The organism is Rhizobium sp. S163, assembly GCF_030380805.1.
Lineage (GTDB): Bacteria > Pseudomonadota > Alphaproteobacteria > Rhizobiales > Rhizobiaceae > Rhizobium.
The window spans coordinates 1-22,666 of sequence record NZ_JAUDSA010000033.1 but is presented as its reverse complement, the minus strand read 5'-3'; the positions used below and the strand labels follow the sequence as shown (position 1 = coordinate 22,666).

At 58.4% G+C, this 22,666-nt stretch carries 14 protein-coding genes and 1 pseudogene; 11 read left to right on the top strand and 4 right to left on the bottom strand.

The features are described 5' to 3' along the window. The first annotated feature begins 439 nt into the window (after positions 1-439). The 5 genes from QTL96_RS22890 (at position 440) to QTL96_RS22870 (ending at position 5,589) form a co-directional block, all read left to right on the top strand. Complete coding sequence (locus QTL96_RS22890) at positions 440-1,966, top strand: ABC transporter substrate-binding protein (RefSeq protein WP_289729327.1); 1,527 nt, start codon at positions 440-442, stop codon at positions 1,964-1,966. A 75-nt stretch (positions 1,967-2,041) separates the two neighbouring features. After that, positions 2,042-2,983 (top strand): ABC transporter permease, encoded by a 942-nt coding sequence (locus QTL96_RS22885; protein ID WP_289729326.1) that lies wholly within the window; start codon positions 2,042-2,044, stop codon positions 2,981-2,983. Beyond that, positions 2,983-3,852 carry an ABC transporter permease gene (locus QTL96_RS22880; protein ID WP_112941237.1) on the top strand — a complete coding sequence of 290 codons (870 nt, stop codon included), beginning with the start codon at positions 2,983-2,985 and terminating at the stop codon, positions 3,850-3,852. Before QTL96_RS22885 ends, QTL96_RS22880 begins: the two co-directional genes overlap by 1 nt. Beyond that, the gene (locus QTL96_RS22875; protein WP_289729325.1) at positions 3,853-5,061 is read left to right on the top strand and encodes an amidohydrolase/deacetylase family metallohydrolase; all 1,209 of its coding nucleotides are present in this window, start codon (positions 3,853-3,855) and stop codon (positions 5,059-5,061) included. A gap of 30 nt (positions 5,062-5,091) precedes the next feature. Beyond that, a complete protein-coding gene (locus QTL96_RS22870; protein ID WP_289729324.1) occupies positions 5,092-5,589 on the top strand; it encodes a RidA family protein in 498 nt (165 codons plus the stop codon). A gap of 11 nt (positions 5,590-5,600) precedes the next feature. On the opposite strand, the pseudogene QTL96_RS22865 reads toward QTL96_RS22870, so the two are convergent. Beyond that, a pseudogene (locus QTL96_RS22865) lies at positions 5,601-6,359 on the bottom strand (IclR family transcriptional regulator); the annotation flags it as partial. A gap of 180 nt (positions 6,360-6,539) precedes the next feature. Here QTL96_RS22865 and QTL96_RS22860 point away from each other — a divergent pair. The 5 genes from QTL96_RS22860 to QTL96_RS22840 all read left to right on the top strand — a co-directional run bounded on the left by QTL96_RS22860 (position 6,540) and on the right by QTL96_RS22840 (position 15,232). Further along, entirely contained in the window at positions 6,540-7,736 is a 1,197-nt protein-coding gene (locus QTL96_RS22860) for an aminotransferase class V-fold PLP-dependent enzyme (protein ID WP_113199677.1), read from the top strand. A 36-nt stretch (positions 7,737-7,772) separates the two neighbouring features. Further along, a complete protein-coding gene (locus QTL96_RS22855) occupies positions 7,773-9,611 on the top strand; it encodes an ABC transporter ATP-binding protein (protein WP_289729323.1) in 1,839 nt (612 codons plus the stop codon). Positions 9,612-10,307: 696 nt separating this feature from the next. Then, positions 10,308-10,865: a TetR/AcrR family transcriptional regulator gene (locus QTL96_RS22850; RefSeq protein ID WP_112941243.1), complete on the top strand. Its 558-nt coding sequence runs from the start codon at positions 10,308-10,310 to the stop codon at positions 10,863-10,865. 41 nt (positions 10,866-10,906) lie between these two features. Then, positions 10,907-12,097, top strand: coding sequence for an efflux RND transporter periplasmic adaptor subunit (locus QTL96_RS22845; protein WP_289729322.1), 1,191 nt, complete (start codon positions 10,907-10,909; stop codon positions 12,095-12,097). A gap of 6 nt (positions 12,098-12,103) precedes the next feature. Beyond that, on the top strand, positions 12,104-15,232 hold the full coding sequence (locus tag QTL96_RS22840) for an efflux RND transporter permease subunit (RefSeq protein WP_289729321.1): 3,129 nt from the start codon (positions 12,104-12,106) through the stop codon (positions 15,230-15,232). A 70-nt stretch (positions 15,233-15,302) separates the two neighbouring features. Here the strand turns inward: QTL96_RS22840 and QTL96_RS22835 are convergent, their stop codons facing one another. From QTL96_RS22835 to QTL96_RS22825, 3 genes are all read right to left on the bottom strand, one after another. Then, entirely contained in the window at positions 15,303-16,514 is a 1,212-nt protein-coding gene (locus QTL96_RS22835) for an MFS transporter (RefSeq protein ID WP_289729320.1), read from the bottom strand. A gap of 71 nt (positions 16,515-16,585) precedes the next feature. Then, a complete protein-coding gene (locus QTL96_RS22830; protein WP_289729319.1) occupies positions 16,586-17,068 on the bottom strand; it encodes a GNAT family N-acetyltransferase in 483 nt (160 codons plus the stop codon). Positions 17,069-17,231: 163 nt separating this feature from the next. Beyond that, positions 17,232-18,419 carry a carboxymuconolactone decarboxylase family protein gene (locus QTL96_RS22825; RefSeq protein WP_289729318.1) on the bottom strand — a complete coding sequence of 396 codons (1,188 nt, stop codon included), beginning with the start codon at positions 18,417-18,419 and terminating at the stop codon, positions 17,232-17,234. A 680-nt stretch (positions 18,420-19,099) separates the two neighbouring features. Here QTL96_RS22825 and QTL96_RS22820 point away from each other — a divergent pair. After that, the coding region (locus QTL96_RS22820; RefSeq protein ID WP_289729317.1) for a N,N-dimethylformamidase beta subunit family domain-containing protein at positions 19,100-22,666 on the top strand (3,567 nt) is incomplete at its 3' end.

The following is a 22,666-nucleotide window of genomic DNA, read 5'->3' as shown; positions in this document are numbered from 1 at the left end:
CGCATTTCACTTCGCTTGACGCTTACAGCCGCCGCCAGTCGCGAATGGTACGCTCGCTGCAGTCCGGGATCCATTTGATGCCTGAAATTCTGGTCCATCATCAGGAAAGGGCGTTTCAGCGTGCGTTCGACACGGGCGGGCGTCCTTGCGATCTACTCGCGCGTTTTGCCGGCGAGACCCAGCCCCCCAAACTTGTCGACTGATCTGCCCAACCATCCAAACGATCCGATTTGGGCAAGTTGCTTCACCTGAGGGACCCCGGTGGCGCGACCTGAGGGTGGTTGAGTATCTTTCGAAGTTCGTCACTACCCGCACGCCCAAGCAATCTCTTTACCGACTGCCAAAAACTGGCGCGCGATTGACACGTGCCCAGCGGGCGGTATTATATAATAAAAACGCATATAGCATAATAATGGAACAATGAACCGGGAGAATTGAGATGAAGCTAAGGCACGCCTTGGTATTGGCAACCGCGCTAATAGCCCTGCCATCCATTGTTGCAGCTCAGGAGAAGGGTGGCGTCATCAACGTAGCCACTATTGGCGAACCGCCAACGCTGGATCCCATGACGTCAACGGCCGACCTCGTTGGTATCGTCACACAGCACATTTTCGAAACGCTCTACACGTTCGACAAGCAGTGGAATGTTACTCCGCTGCTCGCAGAAAGCCTGCCCGAAGTCAGCCAAGACGGTAAGACGTACACGATCAAGCTGCGCACCGGGATCAAGTTTCACGACAATACCGACATGACGTCTGACGATGTCGTTGCATCGCTTTCGCGATGGGAGAAAATCGCCTCAAGAGGCAAGCAGGTCGCAGGCTTCATCGAAACTATTACCGCTGCAGATCCGGCAACTGTAAAAATCGTTCTCAAGCAGCCCTATGCGCCGCTGACATCGCTTCTCGCGTTCAACAACTCGGCGGCCATCATCATACCCGCCGAGAAGCAGGACGAGCCAATGAAGGACTTCATCGGCACCGGGCCTTACATGCTCAAGGAACGCAAGGCTGATCAATATATTCAGCTCGTGCGTTTTGACGGCTACAAGTCGCGCAACGAAGAGAGCACCGGCTATGGGGGCGCACGCCACCAGTACCTCGATGAAATCCGCTTTGTGCCGGTTCCTGATGCCAACACTCGCGTCGAGGCGGCTGTTTCAGGACAGTATGATTACGCAGATTCAATTCCGGTGGAATCGTTCGACAAGCTGAAAGCCTCGAGCGCTTCGCAGCCTGTCATTCTCAAGCCCTTTGGCTACCCGGTCTTTGTCTTCAATACAAAGGAAGGCGTGGCCAAGGACGTCGCGGTGCGTAAGGCAATCCGTCAGGCTTTGAACATGGAAGACATGCTCGCTGCCGCTTTCGGTAGCACGGATTTTTATGCCCTGGACGGGGATATCTATCCGAAACCCTTTGCATGGAGCACCGATGCAGGGGTTGAAGGAAACTATAATATTGCTGATCCGGAGGGGGCCGCAGCAGCGGCGAAGGACGCCGGCTACAACGGTGAGCCGATCCGTATTTTGACAAGTCGCCAGTATGAATTCCATTATAAGATGGCGCAGGTTGCCGCGGAGTATCTCAAGCTCGCTGGGTTCACCGTTGATTTGCAGGTGGTCGACTGGGCTACGCTGACCCAGCGTCGAACCGACGCGAAGCTTTGGGACATCTACATCACCCATAGCCCGTTCCTACCTGAGCCTGCACTGATCGGTTCCCTTTCACCGAGTTCGCCAGGATGGTGGGATACGCCGGCCCGCAAGGCAACTGTTGACGCGTTTACTTCCGAAGTCGATCCGCAAAAGCGTGTCGCACTGTGGGCTGAGGTGCAGAAGGCGATGTACGATGAGCTGCCCTACATGAAGATCGGCGACTTCAATGCAGTTTCAGCAAAGTCAACGAAGCTCGAAGGCGTCGATCCGGCTCCTTGGCCCTATTTCTGGAACGCTTCGATCAAGAAGTGATCATCAATGCGGGGGTGTCTGCCAATAGGGCGGACCTCCCTTCTTGCTCGCGGCATCACGTCTGAGGCCAAATCCATGATCCGATATATTCTCCAGCGACTAGCCGGAATGATCGTTGTGATGTTTCTCGTCGTTACGATCGTCTTTATCATCGTTCGGGTGACGCCCGGTGATCCGGCTGCCGTGATGCTGGGCCCTGACGCAACCGCTCAGGATATTGCGGACCTGCGCAGCCGACTGGGGCTCGATCAGTCGTTGATTGTCCAATATACCTACTACGTCGGGCAGCTGCTCAAAGGTGATCTCGGCCAGTCGATTTTTCTCAACATGCCTGTCACATCGGCCCTCATGGACCGCACTGAACCGACATTTTTTCTGACGATCTTTTCGCTATTGATCGCCAGCGTCATAGCACTCCCGATCGGCATCTACGCCGCATATAGACGTGGGTCTTTTATCGACCAAGCTGCAACGACGCTCGCGATGCTCGCGGCCAGCATACCGAGCTTCTGGCTCGGACTGATATTGATGCAGACCTTCGCCGTACGCTTCAACATCTTCCCGGTATCGGGCTATGGTGGCCCCGGCTCCACCTTTTTGGAGCGGATGTATCATCTTACTTTGCCAGCGATCGCCTTGGGTATCGTTTCCTCGGCCCTGATCTTACGGTTTACCCGCGCGTCGATGCTCGATGTGCTTGGTGATGACTATATTCGCACGGCGCGCGCCAAAGGATTGGTGGAGCGCCGCGTCATCCTCAAGCATGCATTGAAGAACGCGCTAATACCCATCCTGACGGTTCTCGGTTTGACCGCTGCCGTGTTGGTCTCAGGTGCCGTCGTAACGGAGACCGTCTTTGGCCTTCCTGGCGTCGGAAACCTTGTGGTGACAGCGGTGTTGCGACGCGACTATCCCGTCATCCAGGGTGCGCTGCTGGTGATAGCCGCGCTTTATGTTTTGATCAATTTCGGGATCGACATGCTCTACCTGCTCGTTGATCCGAGGGTGCGCTACTGATGACCGAGATCACGATACAGTCGTCCAACAGTCACAAGCGTAATTTCGTGCGTCGCCTGTTCAAGCGTAAAACCGTTGCCGCTGGTATCCTGATCCTGGCAATCTTCGTACTGCTTGCAGTGTTCGCCCCTTGGATAGCGCCTTACTCTCCATCGAAACTCTCCATCGTCAATCGCCTTAAACCGCCGAGTGGAACATATCTGCTTGGTACGGATGAATTCGGTCGGGATGTGCTCTCGCGTACGATTTTCGCTGGACGGCTGTCATTGCTTGTCGGTGCAGCGGTTGTCGCCCTTTCAGCTCTCATCGGCGTTACGCTCGGGCTACTTGCAGGCTTCTTCAAGAAGCTCGACACGCCGATTGCCCGTTTGATCGATGCGATGATGGCATTTCCCGATATTCTTCTTGCGATTGCGTTGGTCGCGGCACTCGGGCCTTCGCTTGCAACTGTCATCGTGGCGCTTTCTGTGGTCTACGCGCCACGCCTGGCGCGGATCGTCCGCGCCTCGACGCTGGTCATCCGTGAGCTTCCATATGTCGAAGCTGCTCAGGCACTTGGAATATCCACGTTCCATATCATGACCCGGCATGTCTTGCGAAATCTGCTTTCGCCGATCCTCGTTCAAGCGACGTTCCTCTTTGCCAGCGCCATGCTCGCTGAGGCGGGGCTGTCGTTTCTTGGCCTCGGCGTTAGTCCGGAAATTCCGACCTGGGGCACAATGATTGCCGCGGGACGCCAGTATATCGGTCAGGCCGACTGGATGACCCTGTTCCCAGGCATCGCCATCATACTGTCCGTCCTGTCGCTGCAAATGGTCGGCGATGGAATGCGTGACATGCTCGATCCAAAACTTCGAAAGGACTTGTAGATGAACGATGGCAAAAAGCAGAGCGCGCTGCTCCTCACCAACGTGAAGCCGATGGCCTTCGGCGCAATCGCGCCAGGACAGAAGACCGATATTCTGGTGGACGGAGATGGACGGATTGCCGCTATCGGACCTGATCTTAGCGTCTCACAGGATGTGACGCGGGTAGACGGCAAAGGCGCGTGGATTTCTCCTGGTTGGGTCGACCTTCATGTTCACATCTGGCACGGCGGTACCGATATTTCGATCCGCCCATCTGAATGCGGCGCTGAACGCGGCGTCACGACCCTCGTTGATGCTGGCTCGGCAGGTGAAGCCAACTTTCATGGGTTCCGCGAATACATCATCGAACCCTCGAAGGAGCGCATCAAAGCGTTCCTGAACCTTGGCTCGATCGGTCTTGTGGCCTGCAACCGCGTCACCGAACTGCGCGACATTCGTGACATCAACCTCGATCGTATTCTCGAATGCTATGAGGAAAACCGCGAGCATATCGTTGGTCTCAAGGTCCGAGCGAGCCACGTCATCACGGGGTCATGGGGTGTCACACCTGTCAAGCTCGGCAAGAAGATTGCCAAGATACTCAAGATACCGATGATGGTCCATGTCGGGGAACCGCCCGCCCTTTACGACGAGGTCCTGGAGATCCTGGGGCCGGGGGACGTTGTCACACATTGCTTCAACGGCAAGGCCGGTTCCAGCATCATGGAAGATGAAGACCTCTTCAATCTTGCCGAGAAATGCGCCGGAGAGGGTATTCGTCTGGACATTGGTCACGGCGGCGCGTCCTTCTCGTTCAAGGTGGCTGAAGCCGCGATAGCGCGAGGCTTGCTGCCGTTCTCGATCTCCACGGACCTACACGGACATTCGATGAACTTCCCAGTCTGGGACCTGGCGACAACGATGTCGAAGCTGCTCAGTGTCGGCATGCCGTTTGATAAGGTCGTCGAAGCGGTCACGCACGCGCCTGCGTCGGTTATCAAGTTGCCCATGGACGGTCGCCTCAGCGTCGGTGAGCGCGCGGATTTCACGATCTTCGATCTGATCGATGCCGACATCGAGGCCACCGATTCCAATGGCGATGTCTCAGTGCTCACGCAGGTGTTCGAACCGCGATACGCGGTAATTGGACGAGAGGCAATTGCGGCAAGCCGCTACATCCCGCGCGCGCGCAAGCTCGTGCGCCACAGCCACGGTTATTCATATCGCTAAGTCGAACGATCAATACGGACAGGAGTCCTTGTGAACACGTCTAGTGTAACGGCCACGTCGATAGGTTCGCCTTACGAAAGGCTATTGGCGCTCGGTATCGAGCTTCCGCCAGCACCTCCACCCATTGCCAACTTCGTCACTCATGTCCTGGAGGGAAATATCCTTTACCTTTCGGGCCAAGGTCCGCGCGAGGCGGATGGCTTTATGCATCTGGGAAAGGTCGGGGCTGAAGTCGATGTTACCGATGCGTATGCGCACGCGCGCCTGACGGGCATTAATTTGCTCGCCGTCATGCACCACGCATTGGGCGATCTGTCGCGCGTGAGAAAGGTGGTGAAGCTGCTGGGAATGGTCAATGCCGCACCGCTGTTCGAGGAGCACCCCAGCGTCATCAACGGCTGCTCCGATCTCCTCATCGGCGTGTTCGGTGAAGAAGTTGGCCAACATGCGAGGTCGGCTGTCGGCTTTGGCTCGCTACCGGGAAACATCACTGTTGAAATCGAGGCGATTGTCGCCTTGCACGAATGAAGGAGGAGAGCCTAGTGATTGCGCCATCCCATAACCTTCTCAATTCGCTCAGCGGACTCGCGAACGTGCGCCGTGTAGCGGCTTTCGTCAGAGAAGGCCTTCTGCTCGGGAAGAACGATGGAGATCGTTGCGACGCACTGGCCATCCCGATCACAGATCGGCGACGCTATGCAGGCCACTGCGTAGTCGGATTCACCAGCTTGGATCGACAGTCTCGATTGGAATGCAGCCCCGGCCGACGACGCCAAGACCTCCGGGTCCATCTCCGCTCGTCCGGTCGGAGAAGACTTCGCGCAGCGCCTGAAAAGTTCGATGCGTTCTTCTTGCGGCAAATGCCCAGCGAGAAGGCGACCCGACGCAGTCCAATTCAAGGGGACGCGCGTACCGATGCGCGACGCTACCTGAAAATGGCTCGGTCCGTCCGCCATTGCGAGAACAAGCATATGGTCTCCGTCACGGCCGCAAAGCTGAACGGTCTCACCGGCTTCTCGGCAAAGATCATGCATCTCGTGCGTCGCGACGCTGATGAAATCAAGGGAACGGGCGTAGGCAAGGCCGTAATGGTAGAGCCGCGCACCGAGCCAGAGCGAACCGTCCGGCTGGCGCATAAGCATGTTCTTCTCAACGAGATCATCAACGATCACGTAGATTGTGGAAAGTGGGGCTTTCAGGGCCTTGGCGATCGCGTAGCTGCCAGCCGGCCCGCCAGTTTCGTAAAGGTAGTCGATGATTTGAAGCGCGCGATCAATCCCGCTCACTCTGGATCGGCGCGTCGCGTTCTCTTGGATGCTGTCGGTTTCGGCGTCCGGGTGGGCCGCAGGTGAAGAATTACGTCCCAACTACACGCTCCTCATATCTGGATGCGTGTATATTACATTATTATGGCATAGCCGTCGATAGGGCAAATCACTGCTTCCGTCCTCACGCGGCCATGGAAATTGGAGAAACCCATGTCAGATGATATTCGCAGCGCGCTCGGCCTTCGCCCGGTGATCAATGTATCGGGCACGATGACCAGCCTCGGGGCGTCCATCGTTGTTCCCGAGGCCATCGCGGCCATTTCCGCCATATTGCCGCAGTTCGTTGAAGTGAACGACCTTCAGCGCAAGGCGAGTGCCATCATCGCGAGGCTTACGGGCGGTGAGGCTGGCTTCGTTACCGCGTCTTGCTCCGCCGGGATTTCGCTGGCGGTCGCGGCAACGATTACCGGCAACGATCTTTTGGCAATTGAAAAGCTCCCCGATGTCAGCACCGACAAGAACGAGGTGCTTGTTCAAATGGGCCATGTGGTAAGCTATGGTGCACCCGTCGACCAGGCCATCCGGATCGCTGGCGGCAAGGTGGTCTTTGTGGGTCAAGCGACCTCGACACATCGTTACCACATGGAGAATGCGATCACCGACAGGACGGCAGCAGCTGTTTTCGTGGTGTCACACCACGTCGTCGACTATGGCTTGTTGAACCTGAAAGAATTCGTCGAAATTGCCCACGCCAAAGACGTTCCCGTGATTGTCGATGCAGCATCGGAATACGATCTGCGGATATTCCTTGAGCAGGGTGCCGACATCGCGATCTATTCGGGTCACAAATTCCTGGGCGGTCCTACCTCGGGGATTGTGGCTGGCCAAAAAGAACTCGTTCGGCATGCTTTCCTTCAAAATATGGGTATCGGGCGAGGCATGAAGGCCGGGAAGGAAAGCATTGCTGGTGTCATGGCGGCACTCGAGGCTTGGGAGACGCGCGATCATGAAGGTGTCCGCGAGCGGGAAACCAGCTATCTTCAGCTATGGAAGCAGGCCCTGGACGGTCGGCCTGGCGTCACGGCGCTGATCGAGCCGGATCCCACGAACAATCCGCTTGAGCGAATGCGTGTCATCGTCGCCCCGCAAGAGGCTCACATCACTGCATGGGATCTTTCGGACGCGCTGGCGCGCGGCAATCCGCCGATCATCGTTCGCGACCACGAAGTCGAGCATCGGTACTTCTACCTCGATCCATGCAATCTGCATCCGGGACAAGAGAAAGTCGTCGCCCAGCGGCTCGCCGAAGAGCTCGATAAGGCGCGCGCGTCCAATGAGATCATCGCGACCCCGCTCGAAAATCGCAGCAGACATCGTTTCGACGCCGCGCTGCGCTGGCCTGACTAACCACCAGATCTCATCGGAATTTGAAGAGGCAATATCATGACAGGCTCCCAGGCACAGGCGAGACAGACCGATGGTACGGTACTGTCGGTGGAAAACCTGACCACATCGTTCCTCGTTGACGGTGCATGGAAGTCCGTGGTGAGAAACGTTTCCTTTGGAGTTGCGCCAGGTGAGACTGTCGCGGTCGTCGGGGAATCCGGCTCAGGCAAGAGCGTTACGGCACTTTCCATAATGCGTCTGCTGGAGGCGGATTCCAGCCGTATAGAGGGGAGCATCTCTCTTGGTGGACGAGACCTGCTCAGCTTGCCTGAAATTGCCATGAGGCAGGTGCGCGGCAACGATGTGGCGATGATCTTCCAAGAGCCGATGACATCGCTGAACCCGCTCTTTACAGTTGGAGACCAGATATCAGAGGCGTTGTTGTGCCACTCGTCTATGTCGAAGGCCGAGGCTAGGTCTGAAACAATCAGGCTACTCGAGAAGGTTCGGATCCCTTCGGCAGCATCCCGCTTCGATGAGTATCCGCATCGCCTCTCAGGAGGAATGAGGCAGCGGGTGATGATCGCGATGGCATTGGCGTCGAAGCCCAAGCTTCTGATTGCCGACGAGCCGACAACTGCTCTCGACGTCACCATTCAAGGCCAAATTCTAGACCTCATCAAAGTCCTGCAGGAGGAGGAGGGGACATCGGTCCTCTTCATTACCCACGACATGGGTGTCGTCGCAGAGATCGCCGATCGAACGGTTGTCATGTACCGGGGCGAGGAAGTGGAGACTGGGGCGACACCAGATATTTTCCGACGCGGCAAACATCCTTATACGCGCGCGCTATTGGCTGCGGTTCCGGTACTTGGTGCAATGAATGGACGAGACAGGCCGCTGCGCTTCCCTGTCGTCGATCCACAGACAGGTCAGCCCGATGTGCCTGCCGATGTTGTCGACACTGCTGCGTCGGGCGAGCGGCCGGTCCTTGAGGTCAAAAACCTGACCAAGCGTTTCGACATTCACACTGGACTTCTCGGAAAACTTACCGGGCGCGTACATGCTGTCGAGAACGTTTCGTTCAGTCTGCATGCTGGCGAGACATTGTCTCTGGTTGGCGAATCCGGATGCGGAAAATCGACCACCGGTCGCGCAATCATGCGGTTGATTGAACCGCAAAGTGGATCAGTGCGGGTGGATGGCAGGGAAATCCTCGGCCTCAACAAGGATCAGATGCGCGAGATGCGCAAAACCGTGCAAATGATATTTCAGGATCCGTTTGCAAGCCTCAATCCTCGAATCCGGGTTGGAGATGCAATTGCTGAGCCATACCTCGAGCATCGTATGGGGACTAGCCAAGAGGCAAAGGCCGTGGTCGCTGAACTGCTCTCGAAGGTTGGCCTGTCGCCGGATATGGCGACAAGATTTCCGCACGAATTCTCGGGCGGGCAGCGGCAACGTGTTTGTATTGCGCGAGCGCTGGCATTAAGGCCGAAAGTAATCGTCGCGGATGAAAGTGTTTCTGCGCTCGACGTCTCCATCAAGGCACAGGTGATAAACCTCTTGCTCGACCTGCAGCAGAGCCTGAACCTATCGTACCTGTTTATCTCTCACGACATGGCGGTAGTCGAGAGAGTGAGCCACAGGGTAGCAGTGATGTACTTGGGTGAAATCGTAGAGATCGGACCTCGGGCGGCTGTTTTTGGCAATCCCCAGCACGAGTACACCAAAAAGCTGTTGGCAGCTGTCCCGATCCCGGACCCTGACCGTCGACATGAAAGAAAGCTGGGCCTTAGCGAGGAACTGAAAAGCCCGATCCGACCAGTGGCCTTCGAGGTTCGGCCGCCTGATTATCGTGAAGTTTCGCCCGGCCATCTTGTGGCAATCCAATAGGCGAGATGCAGTGCGCGCAATGAGGTGTCGCGGTCGTCAACGCAAAAAAACGACCTTATGCTTGACTTCGACACTTCCAAGCCAATCCCCCAAGGTGGCATTGCGGCCCGAGCCTCGCTCTCACCAATGTTCAACCCACCCGTAGCATCAATATTGCCGCAGGAAGATCGCATGATGATGTGATCCCAATAATGATCATGGTGCCTTGTGTTCCCATGTAGCCTTCCGGCGCTTGACGGCTTGTTTTATAGATACCGCCTTCTCGGCTGCCGGATCAGCCGACTGAGGAAGGCCTTTAGCTTGGGGCGCCGGCGGCTCCTTAAAAAGCGGCCGGTTACTCATCGTCCTCATGTTTTGATGCCCCCGTTGCGGCGTGTCCCGATCTGCCGCGCTTGTAAACTCTGTTAGCAAGTCGTCGGCAGCGCTGGCCGATCCGGGACGCGGAGCAAAGCGTCAAATTAGCGTTGCGAAACCCATGACTTCGGACGATCCCTCCTGGAAATCCTCAAAAATCAAGGCAGGCGCGATGAACGGTAACGTCGCTCTTTACTCGTCAAACTCTCCTGGTCGTCGAAGACCAGGAGGGCTGTTCTTGCCATCGACAATTGCATCCAGACGCCTAGACTGCGCAGACCAACTTCGCACTTGCATTTAAACACGATCGTTCGTAAATAAATCGCCGAACAGGAGCGTGCGATGGGCCGTACCAGGAAAATCACCGAAGACGACATCCTCGATGCTGCCGAGCGCGTCGTCGTGCGACTGGGTGCTGTGGGCCTTTCGATCGATGCCGTCGCCCAGGAGGCTGGCGTCAGCAAGGCGCGGGTGGTCTACGACCATAAGTCCAAAAGCGGATTGCTAGAGGCGCTTGTCGATCGCAAGTTCAAGGCTGATGTGGCGCATGTCGAAGAATGCGTACAGGCAGCCGGCGATACCCCGCACCCGGAGCTTTTTGGCCGCATCGCGTCAGCCGAAAGCACGCTTGACGATACAGACCGCGCCGTTGCGATGGCGGTTAGCGCTTCGATGGCAAGTGGCGACAAGCTGCAGGAGACGATGCGGGAGTGGTGTGATCTTGATCTGAGAAAGATGGCGGAGGGAGCCAAGCCCAAAGCGGCGCTCATGGCCTATCTCGCGCTTACGGGGTTCTTTTGTACCGAGCTTTTCACATTTCATACGTGGCCGGACGTCGAACGGCGCGAAATTCTCGACGGCATAAGATCCATCTATCTCTCTTACGTAGAGAAGACATGACGCACCCTGGTGGGGCGATGAAATTCAAGAAGGAATATCCAATGCAGCGTAGTAGAACGGCGCGCCTGAACCTGTGCCTTATCGCCACCACTTTTCTCGTTGCCGCCTCCGGGGTCACGTTGGCCCAGGAAGGATCAGCGATGCCACCGCCGGCAGTTGCGGTCATAGAACTTAAGGGCAGGGATGTGCCTGTCATCAACGAGCTTCCCGGCCGCATTGCCGCGACCCGTATTTCGGAAGTCAGGGCGCGCGTCTCCGGCATTTTGCAGGAACGTGTCTTCGAGCAGGGGGCAACGGTGAAGAAGGACGACGTCCTTTATCGCATCGATCCACGCCTGTTCAAGGTTCGCGTAGCGAGCGCCGAGGCCGCTCTTCAACGCGCAAAGTCCATCCAGGACAATGCCAGGCTGCAGCTCGAGCGCCAAAAGAGCCTTCGTGACCGTAATATCGCATCGGGTATCGATTACGACACCGCAGCCGTCAATCTCGCTCAGGCAAGCGCGGATGTCGCATCTGCCGAGGCGGGCCTGGATGAGGCGAAGATCAATCTTGAATACACGGATGTTCGGGCGCCAATTTCGGGTGTGATCGGTGGCGCTCTCGTTACCGAAGGCGCGCTGGTGACTGCTGACGGAACGTCCAACCTTGCATTGATCCAGCAGGTCAACCCCGTCTATGCCGATTTCACACAATCGGCGCAGGAACTGCTGAACCTTAAGAGAGCCGTTGCTGCAGGTACACTGGCCAGTACTGCACCGGGCGAAGCGCGTGTCGAACTGGTCTTCGACGATGGCTCGCTCTACGCCGAGCCGGGCAAGCTGCTATTCGCGAACGCCAATGTCGATTCCAACACTGGGCAGGTGACGCTGAGGGCGGAGTTCCCCAACACGTCGAACGACCTACTGCCTGGAATGTATGTCCGCGTGCGGATTGAGCAGGCCGTCAAGCACAATGCCGTCACCGTTCCCCAGCGTGCGGTCATCCGTGATGATACCGGGCAGGCGCAGGTTTACGTGCTTGGTGCCGATAATGTCGCGGAACCTCGCAAGATCACGCTCGGGCAAGCGCAGGGCTCCGAATGGCTGGTCGAAGGTGGTTTGAAGCAGGGCGAAACAGTGATTGTCGACGGCGTTCAGAAGGTCCAGCCCGGTGGGAAGGTGGCGCCCGAAGCATGGAAGCCTGCCGATCCAGCGGCGAGTTCGTCTCAAGAGCCCGCGAAGGCACCGGAGTAATCTATCATGGCACAACTTTTCATCCGCAGGCCTATTCTGGCCTGGGTCTTCGCGTTGTTCATTTCCATCGCCGGGATCATCGCCATCCCGTTTCTGCCAATCGCGCAGTACCCCAAGGTGGCACCGCCACAGCTGACGATCTCCACGGCATATCCCGGCGCATCGCCGCAAGAGATCTACCAGGGCGTGACACGCCAGATCGAAGATGAACTGAACGGCGTTGCCGGCCTGATGTATTTTGAATCCACCTCGGACAATTCCGGCTCGGTCAGTATCAATGCAACCTTCAGGGCGGGGACCAACATCGATCAGGCGTCGGTCGATGTGCAGAATGCGATCCGTCGCGTCGAGGCAAGACTGCCCGCTACCGTGCGAACGCAAGGCGTGACCGTGGAAGAAGCAAGTTCCGGCTTCTTGATGATCGTCTCAATGACATCGACCGACGGCAGTCGCGACGAGGTAGAACTCGGCGATTACATCAATCGCAGCGTCATCGGTGAAATCCGACGGATTGATGGTGTCGGTCGCGCCCAGCTTTTTGCCGCGCAGCGCGCACTACGTGTCTGGATCGATCCCGACAAGATGGTGGGCCTCAACATCAACACGGATGACATCAACGCGGCGATTACCGCGCAGAACGCGCAGGTGGCGGCCGGGCAGATTGGAGCAAGCCCCAACCCCATCACCCAGGATCTAACGGCCACCGTCCTCGTCCAGGGGCAGCTGGGGACGCCCGAGCAGTTCGGCGAAATCATTCTGCGGGCCAATCCCGATGGCTCTTCGGTCCGACTGAAGGATGTCGCCCGTATCGAGCAAGGCGCGGAATCCTACAATTTTACCAGCCGGCTCAACGGTCAGCCGTCGGCTGCACTCGGCATTCAGCTATCGTCGACCGGCAATGCTGTCGCGGTTTCCGCCGCCATCAAGGCCAAGATGGATCAGCTGAGCCGCTTCTTCCCGAAGGGCGTCGAGTATAGCGTTCCCTACGATACCAGTCCGTTTGTCTCCGCTTCGATCGAGAAGGTAATCCACACCCTGCTCGAAGCGATCGTCCTGGTCTTTATCGTGATGTTCGTGTTCCTGCAGAACTTCCGTTACACCGTCATTCCGACGCTTGTTGTGCCGGTGGCGTTGCTCGGCACCTGCGCCGTCATGTATGCGACGGGGTTTTCGATCAACGTTCTGACCATGTTCGCGATGGTTCTTGCGATCGGCATCCTGGTCGACGACGCAATCGTCGTCGTCGAAAACGTCGAACGCATCATGGCGGAGGAGGGGCTGTCGCCCAAGGCGGCAACGCGCAAGGCGATGGGGCAGATTACCGGCGCAATCCTGGGGATCACGCTTGTTCTATCCTCGGTCTTTATTCCGATGGCCTTCTTCCCGGGATCGACAGGCATCATCTACCGGCAGTTCTCGCTGACGATGGTTGTCTCGATCCTGTTCTCGGCCTTCCTGGCATTGTCGCTGACGCCTGCTCTTTGCGCGACCTTCCTGAAGCCGATCAAGGGCGGTCACCACCAGAAGGGCGGCCCCGGTGGTTGGTTCAACCGCAAATTCGAGCAGTTGACCAATGGATACGCCGCATCGGTAACCGGTATGGCGCGCCGCGCCGGCCGCATGATGGTCGTCTATCTCGCGCTCGCCGTCGGGCTTGGCTACCTCTTCGTCAACCTGCCGACGTCTTTCGTGCCCGACGAGGACCAGGGATTCCTCATCGTCGATATTCAGGGACCGCCGGAAGCAAGTGCAAACCGTACGATCGAGTCCATCCGGAAGATCGAAACGATCTTCAAGGCGGAGCCGGCCGTTGCCAACATCGTGGCAATTCAGGGCTTCAGCTTCTCGGGCAATGGCGCCAATGCGGGACTTGCATTCGTCACGCTCAAGGACTGGTCGGAGCGCGGCGAGGGCAACTCGGTACAGGACATTGCTAACCGTGCCAACATGCAGCTCTTTGCGCTGAAGGATGCGACCTCCTTTGCGCTGTCGCCGCCGCCAATCGAGGGCTTCGGCACAACCGGCGGCTTCTCCTTCCGTCTTCAGGATCGTGCTGGTCTCGGACAGGCGGCGCTTGCGCAGGCAACTGCTGAACTGATGGCGAAGGCTGCACAAAGCCAGGTCGTCACAGGCGTCCGCATGGAGGGACTGCCGGATGCCGCGCAGGTTCTGTTCGTCATCGACCGCGAGAAGGCCAACACATTCGGTGTGACGTTCTCGGACATCAATAACGCGATTACGGCCAATCTTGGGTCTTCCTACATCAATGACTACCCGAATAGAGGACGCATGCAGCGCGTGATCGTGCAGGCGCAGGATCGCAGCCGTCTGCAGATCGAGGATGTGCTGAAGATCAACGTTCGCAATGCGAGCGGTGGCATGGTGCCGCTTTCGTCATTCGCGATCGCGCAATGGCAGAAGGGCCCGCCGCAAATCGTCGGTTACAACGGCTATCCCACCGTGCGTATCTCCGGTGCGCCGGCGCCGGGGCAATCGACCGGCGCGGCCATTGCTGAAATGGAGCGTCTGGCGTCTGAACTGCCAGAAGGCTTCGGCTTCGAATGGTCCGGCCAGTCCTTGGAGGAAATCACATCAGGCAGCCAGGCTCCGTTCCTGTTCGGGCTTAGCATCCTGTTCGTATTCCTGCTCCTCGCGGGCCTCTATGAGAGCTGGTCCATTCCCATCTCGGTCATCTTGGTCGTGCCGCTCGGCGTGATCGGCTCGGTGCTGGCCGTGATGCTGCGCGACATGCCGAACGACCTCTATTTCAAGGTCGGATTGATCGCGATCATCGGTCTATCAGCGAAGAACGCCATTCTCATCGTTGAGTTCGCCAAGGATTATTACGCCGAAGGCAGGTCGCTGCTGGATTCGGCCGTCGCAGCCGCAAAGTTGCGTTTCCGCCCGATTGTGATGACGTCACTTGCCTTCACACTCGGCGTCGTCCCCTTGGCGATTGCGACGGGACCAAGTGCCGCCAGCCAGAACGCCATCGGAACGGGCGTGCTCGGCGGCATGATCTCCGCGACCATCCTCGCGATCTTCTTCGTGCCCGCCTTCTTTGTCTTCGTCTTGAAAGTGATGCGGACGAAAAGGCCTGTCGAGGAAGAGGACGTTGAAGAGACACGTGGCTGATGCTCCACGTCCAGTGCGCGCGGCGAAGGCCGCGCGCACAGACTTTCCTGCTGCCAGGTGGAGTAGAGAGCTATCTGTTACGATCGTGCGAGACTTGGATATGCCGGCGCTGCGCCACCCACAGGAGGAACGCCAATGTGATCAGGCCCATTGCGCCTGACATGATGGCCGTCCAGCCGGCGAACTCCCAAAGAAAGCCGGCCAGCAGGGAGCCGACCGCGCCGCCGAGGAAATTACACGACACGAAAGCAGTGTTGAGGCGGCTGCGGGCTTGCTGCTCCACCGAGAAAAGGCGGGTTTGGTTGAGAACGTTGTTGCCCTGGATCGCCACGTCAAAGAGCAGCACCGCGATGGCGACCGGTATGATGCTGGTGGACCCCGTGGCGCCAATGCCGAGCGAGACCAGTGCCAATATAAGCGCAGCCCCTGTGCCGGCTGCGGAATAGCCATTGTCGTGCAGCCAGCCGACGCGTCGCGCGGCAAGCGAACCGGCCAGGCCGACGATGCCCATGGCGCCGATCTGGCTGAGCGAGTAAGAAAATGGCGGCGCACTCAGCAGGAACGTGAGGCCTGTCCAGAACATGGTGAATGTGCAAAAGCCAATGGTGCCGATGGCCAAAGTGACCTGCACTGATCTGTGTTTGCGGACGACGGCAGGCACCGAGGCAAGCAGCCGACCGTAAGCAATAGGCGGCCTTTTGCTTTCAGCCGGCAGCACGCGCGTCAGCAGAACCGAGAAAGATGCGGTTGTCGCCGCGGCGAGAAAATAGACGGCGCGCCAGCCGAAGGCGTCCGCGATGACGCCGCTGATCGTGCGTGAAAGCAGGATGCCAATCAAAATGCCACCAACGATCGTTCCAACCGTTCGCCCACGCTCCTCTGCGCTCGAAAGGTCGCTTGCGAGCGGAATGAGCAATTGCCCCGCAACCGTTGTCAGGCCGACAGCGGTAAGAGATGCCAGCAGTACCGTGTAAGATGGTGCCAGCGCGGTTGCCAGCAGCGCCAGGGCCGAGAGGAACATGATGAGCGGAATGAGCTTGCGCCGGATCACGACGTCACCGAGTGGCACGATCATAACGATACCCAGCGCATATCCGATCTGCGTCATCGTCACCAGGGCACCGGCCGAACCGATTGGCACATCGAGCGATTTCGCGATCGTGGCAAGCAGAGGCTGCGCCCAGTAAAGGTTGCCGACTGCGGCACCGCCGACGATCGCAAACAGCCAGGTCATCCCGACCGAGATTTGTTTCGGCGCTGATGTAAGTTCAGGGGTAGACATATCATTTCCTGGAGAGCAGGTTGAGGGGAGGCCTGCCAAGCGCTCGGCTAGTCTTTAAGCTCGCGGGTCATCTAGATCATAGTTGCTCGGAATCCGAGAGCGGCGAATAATTGTTGTGCCGTCTTGTTTTGGTGAGCCGTGGAGAGGACAACGCGTTGGGCGCCGCGCGCCTTGATTTCAGACAAGATGGTGACGATGAGCAAACGCCCGATACCTTCGCGCCGACGGGAGGCGTCGACGAAGAGATCGTGTACGACCCCTGCTGGACCGCGCAAGGACATGTAGTCATGACCTTCCATTTCTCCGTAGACGTAGCCGAGCAATATACCGCCTTGCTCGGCGACAAAAAGCATTGCGTTCGGATCGCTGATCTTCCTTTCCAGAAAACCGGTATAATTCGCTGGCGTAGTTCTGGTTGTTTCAATGAAGCGCTGAGGGTCAAGTTTGTGATGAAGTGCTACAAGAAGCGTTCCAAACGCCCCCAGAACCTGGACGTCCAGCGGCGACGCGGTTCGAATGACGAGATCATTTGACGCTGAGACGGCTCTGTTCATTGGTTTCTGAAACCCTTGCGATCGCCGGCGGACGCGTCGGCGACGCTCTATCCTATATTGTTCAAGACCTTCCGCCAGCCGATCTTCGCTCAGTGCTATCTGTGCGGCGTGGTCACGCACCGAAAAAGAGGTCTGTACCTTCGAAATCTCATGAGGTCTGTGGTCATTCGCCGGGACGGCCCGCAAAGTAGTCTTCGTCGGAAACCTTCTCCATCCAGGTAACCACGCTGCCGTTTTGCGCTTCTGCGACAGCGAAGTGGCTCATAGCTTCGTCTGCCGATGCGCCATGCCAGTGCTTTATCATTGCTGGTATCCACACGACGTCACCTGGCCGGACCGTTTGGACAGGCGCGCCCTCCTTCTGCACCCAGCCCGTTCCGGAGATGATGAAGAGTGTCTGGCCTACCGGGTGCGTGTGCCACGCCGTGCGCGCTCCCGCAGGAAAAGACACGGTTGCGCCGCTGACGGTCGACGGGCTGTCACTCCGGTAAAAGCCGGAGGTTTCGACATCGCCTGTGAAGTATGCTTCCGGTGCACGCGCCCGGTCCCGGCCGGCCGGAGTGACCTTGATCTCAGTCGATACCTCAAACGACTTGGCTTCGCGTGTCTCAAAAACGCTCTTGAGAACCGGCACGGCCGACATCGCTCTCGGCCAGCCGGCGTAGAAAGCGACGTGCATGACGACCTCTGAGGCTTCACCTTTGGTCAATCCGTTGTCCATCGCGCGGTTCGCGTGGAAGGGGAGTTGTTCAGCTTGCCCCATGGCGATGAGTGCTGCCATCGTTACGAGGCTGCGATCACGTGCGGTGAGATCGGGCCTCTGCCAGAGATCACCGAACAAAACGCGGTTCGTAAGAGCGGCAAGCGCCGGTGCCGTCGGGGAGACATGGGCATTGACAGCGGCGGTGCGCATCCCTTCGGAAGCAGCCTCAAGTTCGATCCTTTTGCCGTCGCTGTCTTCTACCGGGGCTACGCCTCGTTCCTCGAACACTTTTTGGGTTTCCATGACGGCTGAGACCGCGTTGGGCCATCCGGAATAAAAGGCAAGATGGGTTATCAGCTCCCCAATTTCGGCGGGCGTGACGCCGTTGTCCAGCGCCCGGCGCACATGTCCGCCGAGCTGTGGCGTCTTTCCGGTCGAGACGATCGCGGAGACCGTGACGAGGCTGCGATCGCGCAGCTCAAGTTCGGCCCGCTCCCAGACCTCACCGAAAAGAACGTCGTCCGTGAAGTGCCCCAAGCCCGGGGCGACTTCATAGACGGCCGACGGGGCAACGCGCTTGCGCTCCTGCGCCTCGGTTACGGTCGTTGCGAGCGCTGTCATTGCGACACTGGCGGCGATGTTCTTCATCTCATTATCTCTCTGCTGATGACCCCTTGAACGTGGTGACTGCCATGCGTCGGATTAGGCCGTCAGTCCCGGATGGGTCTATATTCGCGGTTCATGGTTTGGACTGCTCAGGCTCCGGGCATTTGCGACATCGCGATCTCGGACCTCGGTCTGTTTGAAGGAAACATATGCTCACCCGTCCACGACGATTAGGCGTTCAGTTCCGGATGAGCCTATGTCCTGAATTCATGAGTGGCGCGTCGCCCGTCTGTCGTCAGAAGCGCTCAGGGTCGTCGCGGCTCTCTCATGGTATCCCGGGCTCTTCAATGTCGTCGCTGTTCGATGTCTGGTCGCTCGCGGTGTGGGCGTGCCGCAAGGCGTGCTGAAGGAAGCCGCCGCCATGACGAGCTGCGCTGATCGCGCATCATGCCAGGTCTCGAGAAAGCCACTTCCTATCAATATCTTGCGTGCGACTTGGGAAGACGGAAGCAGCGTCTGGAGGCCCGAGGCCGATTGACCGGGTTGGATCCCCTGGGAAAAGTCAAATCTAGTTTTGAAGAAATCCACCAGCTAAAAGGATAGTCTGCCACTCGATCGAAGTAGGTAGCACCGTTTATCGCGACTTTCGAATATAGTTAAAGCTAACTGAAGAATATGATCTTCGAAGCGGCAATCCATTCAAGTAGTCGAGAGGGGCATCCATGTATCGCAGCGCGCACCGGTGGGTTTCTCGTTCCATGTTGACGGATCTATTCGATCCCCGTTGGTGGCTGACGACCGGCGGAACGGCGAAGGCGCGCGTTGCCGCGCCGAAGGCCGAGGAGGCAACCGGGGTTGTCCCCGCGCCGACACAGGCGGTCGAGCAGGGCACGCATGATCTTCATATCGACAAGCCCGGCGACGGAGCCGCCCTTAGCGATCGCAGCTCCGATGAAAGCGGGGATGTCGTAGGCGATATGGAAGGCCATGCCGACGAAGGCTTGCAGCTGCGGGAACAAGGTCCCGTAGGCGTCGCCAGGAGTGCGGCAGATGGCAGGCGCGCGACGGTTTCAAGAACTGTCGCAGCGCCCGGGTTTGTGAGCGCAGTTGCATTTGGCCAAGGGTCGGGCGTTGGATCGTCGTTGCACGGCGCGCATTTTGCGCGCGGTTCTATGGGCACGGATCCGCTTGCACCATTTTTGCGCCAAGGCGGGGCGCCAGGAGAGCGTGGTGCCGGCGCTTCGACCGGCGGAGGCCGCGATTCCGGCCATGTCGTGATCCTGGATTCGGCTCCATCGGGTCAGACGACTGCACATGTCACCGGTTCGCAGTTTCTGGCGTTCGGCATGCCGTTCAGCGTTTGCGGATGCGGCTATTACACGTCGCCGACCCGAATTCTCGATCTCGGGAAGGATAGCGGTATTCTGCAGGCCGACGGCCAGTTGCCGGGAACCCGGCTGGTCGAGGGACCTGATTACGTTGCAACGGGCAAGGCTGTCATGGGCGCTTCGGTCAGCGATCCGCTGCTCGATCGCAACCTTTCGTTTGCCACGACATGGACCGGAACCGCAAACTGGAACAGCGCCACGGCTCAAAACGGAACCTTGCCCGGCGGTGGAGAGGCGGGGACTGGTGGAACGAAGGGCACGGGCATATTGACCGGATCCGTGACGACGGCGCAGCTGACCCAGAAAACCGCAACGCAGAGCTTTGCCGCGACCGGTTCATTTGCAGCCACAGCCGCGGCAACCGCCAGCAATGCGATTGTGCTTGAGAACCAGAAACAGGGGAACCCTGAAAGCGAATGGGGCATCGACGGAGCCGGCAGCTCCAACATCGAAGGTTTCGCGACAGATATCAGTGTCGACAACGGCAAGACGATCAACTTCAAGATCAACACGGATTCCAGCAACTACCGCATCGATATCTACCGCCTTGGCTATTACGGCGGCATGGGCGCGCGCAAAGTCGACACGATCCAGCATACAGGCGTGCAAAATCAGCCCGATCCGCTGCGAAACGCGGCAACTGGCACGGTGGACGCCGGTAACTGGTCGGTTTCGGCTTCCTGGACGGTACCCGATGATGCGGTCTCTGGCGTCTATATTGCCAAGCTTGTGCGACAGGACGGTACCTTCGGCGAGAACCACATTCCGTTTATCGTTCGCGACGACGACAGCCACAGCGACGTTGTCTTTCAGACCGCTGATCAGACCTGGCAGGCGTACAACGGTTGGGGCGGTGCAAACTTCTATGGAGGCAACGGCCCGGCGACTGGCCAGGGCGCTGGTCGCGCCTATGCCGTCAGCTACAACCGCCCGATCGCCACACGTGGAGGCGTCGGCACCTTTGCCGGTCCGCAGGATTACCTGTTCGGTGCCGAATATGCCGGCATCTACTGGCTGGAACAGAACGGCTACGATGTATCCTACATCTCCGGTGTCGACGCCGATCGCTACGGCAGCCTGCTTCTCAATCACAAGACCTATATCGATGCTGGGCATGACGAATATTGGTCCGGCCAGCAGCGCACCAATGTGGAAGCCGCGCGCGACGCCGGCGTCAATCTCATGTTCTGGAGCGGCAACGAGGTCTACTGGCGCACACGTTGGGGCAATGCCTATAGTGCCGACGGCACGGCCTACCGCACGCTGATCTCCTACAAGGAGACGTGGTCGCCAGGCGCCAGCATCGACCCGTCAAATGAGTGGACAGGTACGTTCCGCGATCCACGCTTGAGCCCGCCGGCGATCGGCGGCGGAAATCCGGAGAATTCGCTCACCGGGCAGTTGTTCAAGGTCGATGACGTCGGCAACAATCTTCAGGCGATCACTGTCACTTACGACGATGCGAACTTGCGCTTCTGGCGCAACACCAGCATCGCTAATCTCCAGCCCGGCCAGACGGCAACGCTCACCAAGAATTACCTCGGCTACGAGTGGGACGAGGCTGTCGACAATGGGTTCGACCCCGCCGGCCTCGTGAAGCTGTCATCGACGACGCTTCCTGTCAGCACCTATCTGCTCGACTACGGCAATACGACGGGCAATGCGGTCTCGACCCATAATCTGACCCTGTATCGCGCACCGAGCGGCGCGCTGGTGTTCGGCGCCGGTACAGTCTACTGGACCTGGGGTCTGAGCGACAACCACGACAATCAGGCGACACCGACCGATTCCCGGGTTCAGCAGGCAATGGTCAACCTCTTGGCTGATATGGGTATCCAGCCCGGCACGTTGCAGGCCGGACTGATTGCGGCAACCGGTTCGACCGACCGCACCGCGCCAACTTCGATTATATCTGTGCCATCGACGGCGGTTGTCGGTTCGGCCATCACCATTAGTGGCACTGCCGTCGATGCCGGCGGTGGCGTTATTGCCGGGGTAGAGGTCTCGACAGATAACGGAGCAAGCTGGCATCCAGCCGTTGGTGACGAGAACTGGACCTATACATGGTCGCCGCAGGCCGCGGGCACCTATACCATTCTGTCACGAGCTGTCGATGACAGCATCAATCTCGAAACACCATCGGCAGGACGTACGGTCTCAGTAAGCGGTGCGAGCTTCACTTCGCTTTTTTCCGGTTCGACGCCGGCGGTCGTTAACACCGACGATAACTCCGCAGTTGAACTTGGGGTCCGGTTCCAGACGTCGGTGGCGGGTACCGTAAGCGGCATCCGGTTCTACAAGGGCACCCAGGACACGGGCACACATACCGGCTCTTTATGGTCCAGCACAGGTGTCCAGCTTGCAACGCTGACCTTCACCAACGAAACGGCGAGCGGCTGGCAGACAGCGTATTTCACCAGTCCGGTTTCGTTGACGCCAGGACAGGTCTATACCGCGTCGTACCACACCGACACGGGTCGCTATTCGTCTACCACCAACTACTTCACGTCGGCGGTCACTAGCGGTCCGCTCACGGCGCTTGCCAGCGGCAACGGTGTCTACCGCTATGGAGCGACCAGCCTGTTCCCGACTGCCACGTTCAGCGCGGAGAATTACTGGGTCGATGTGATGTTTAATACTGGCTCTGCGCCGGCGAACACAGCGCCGACGGCGGTTGCCGATACGGGTGACGCGACGGAAAAGGGCGGCATCGGCAATGCGTCCGGAGGCCTTGCTGCTACCGGCAACGTTTTGACCAACGATACAGATCCCGATGCAGGTGACACCAAGACGGTCAGCGCGGTGAGCTTCGGTGCGACAGCGGGCACGCTCGGCACGGCACTCAACGGCACTTATGGCAGCCTCGTCTTGAACGCTGCCGGCACCTACACCTACACGATC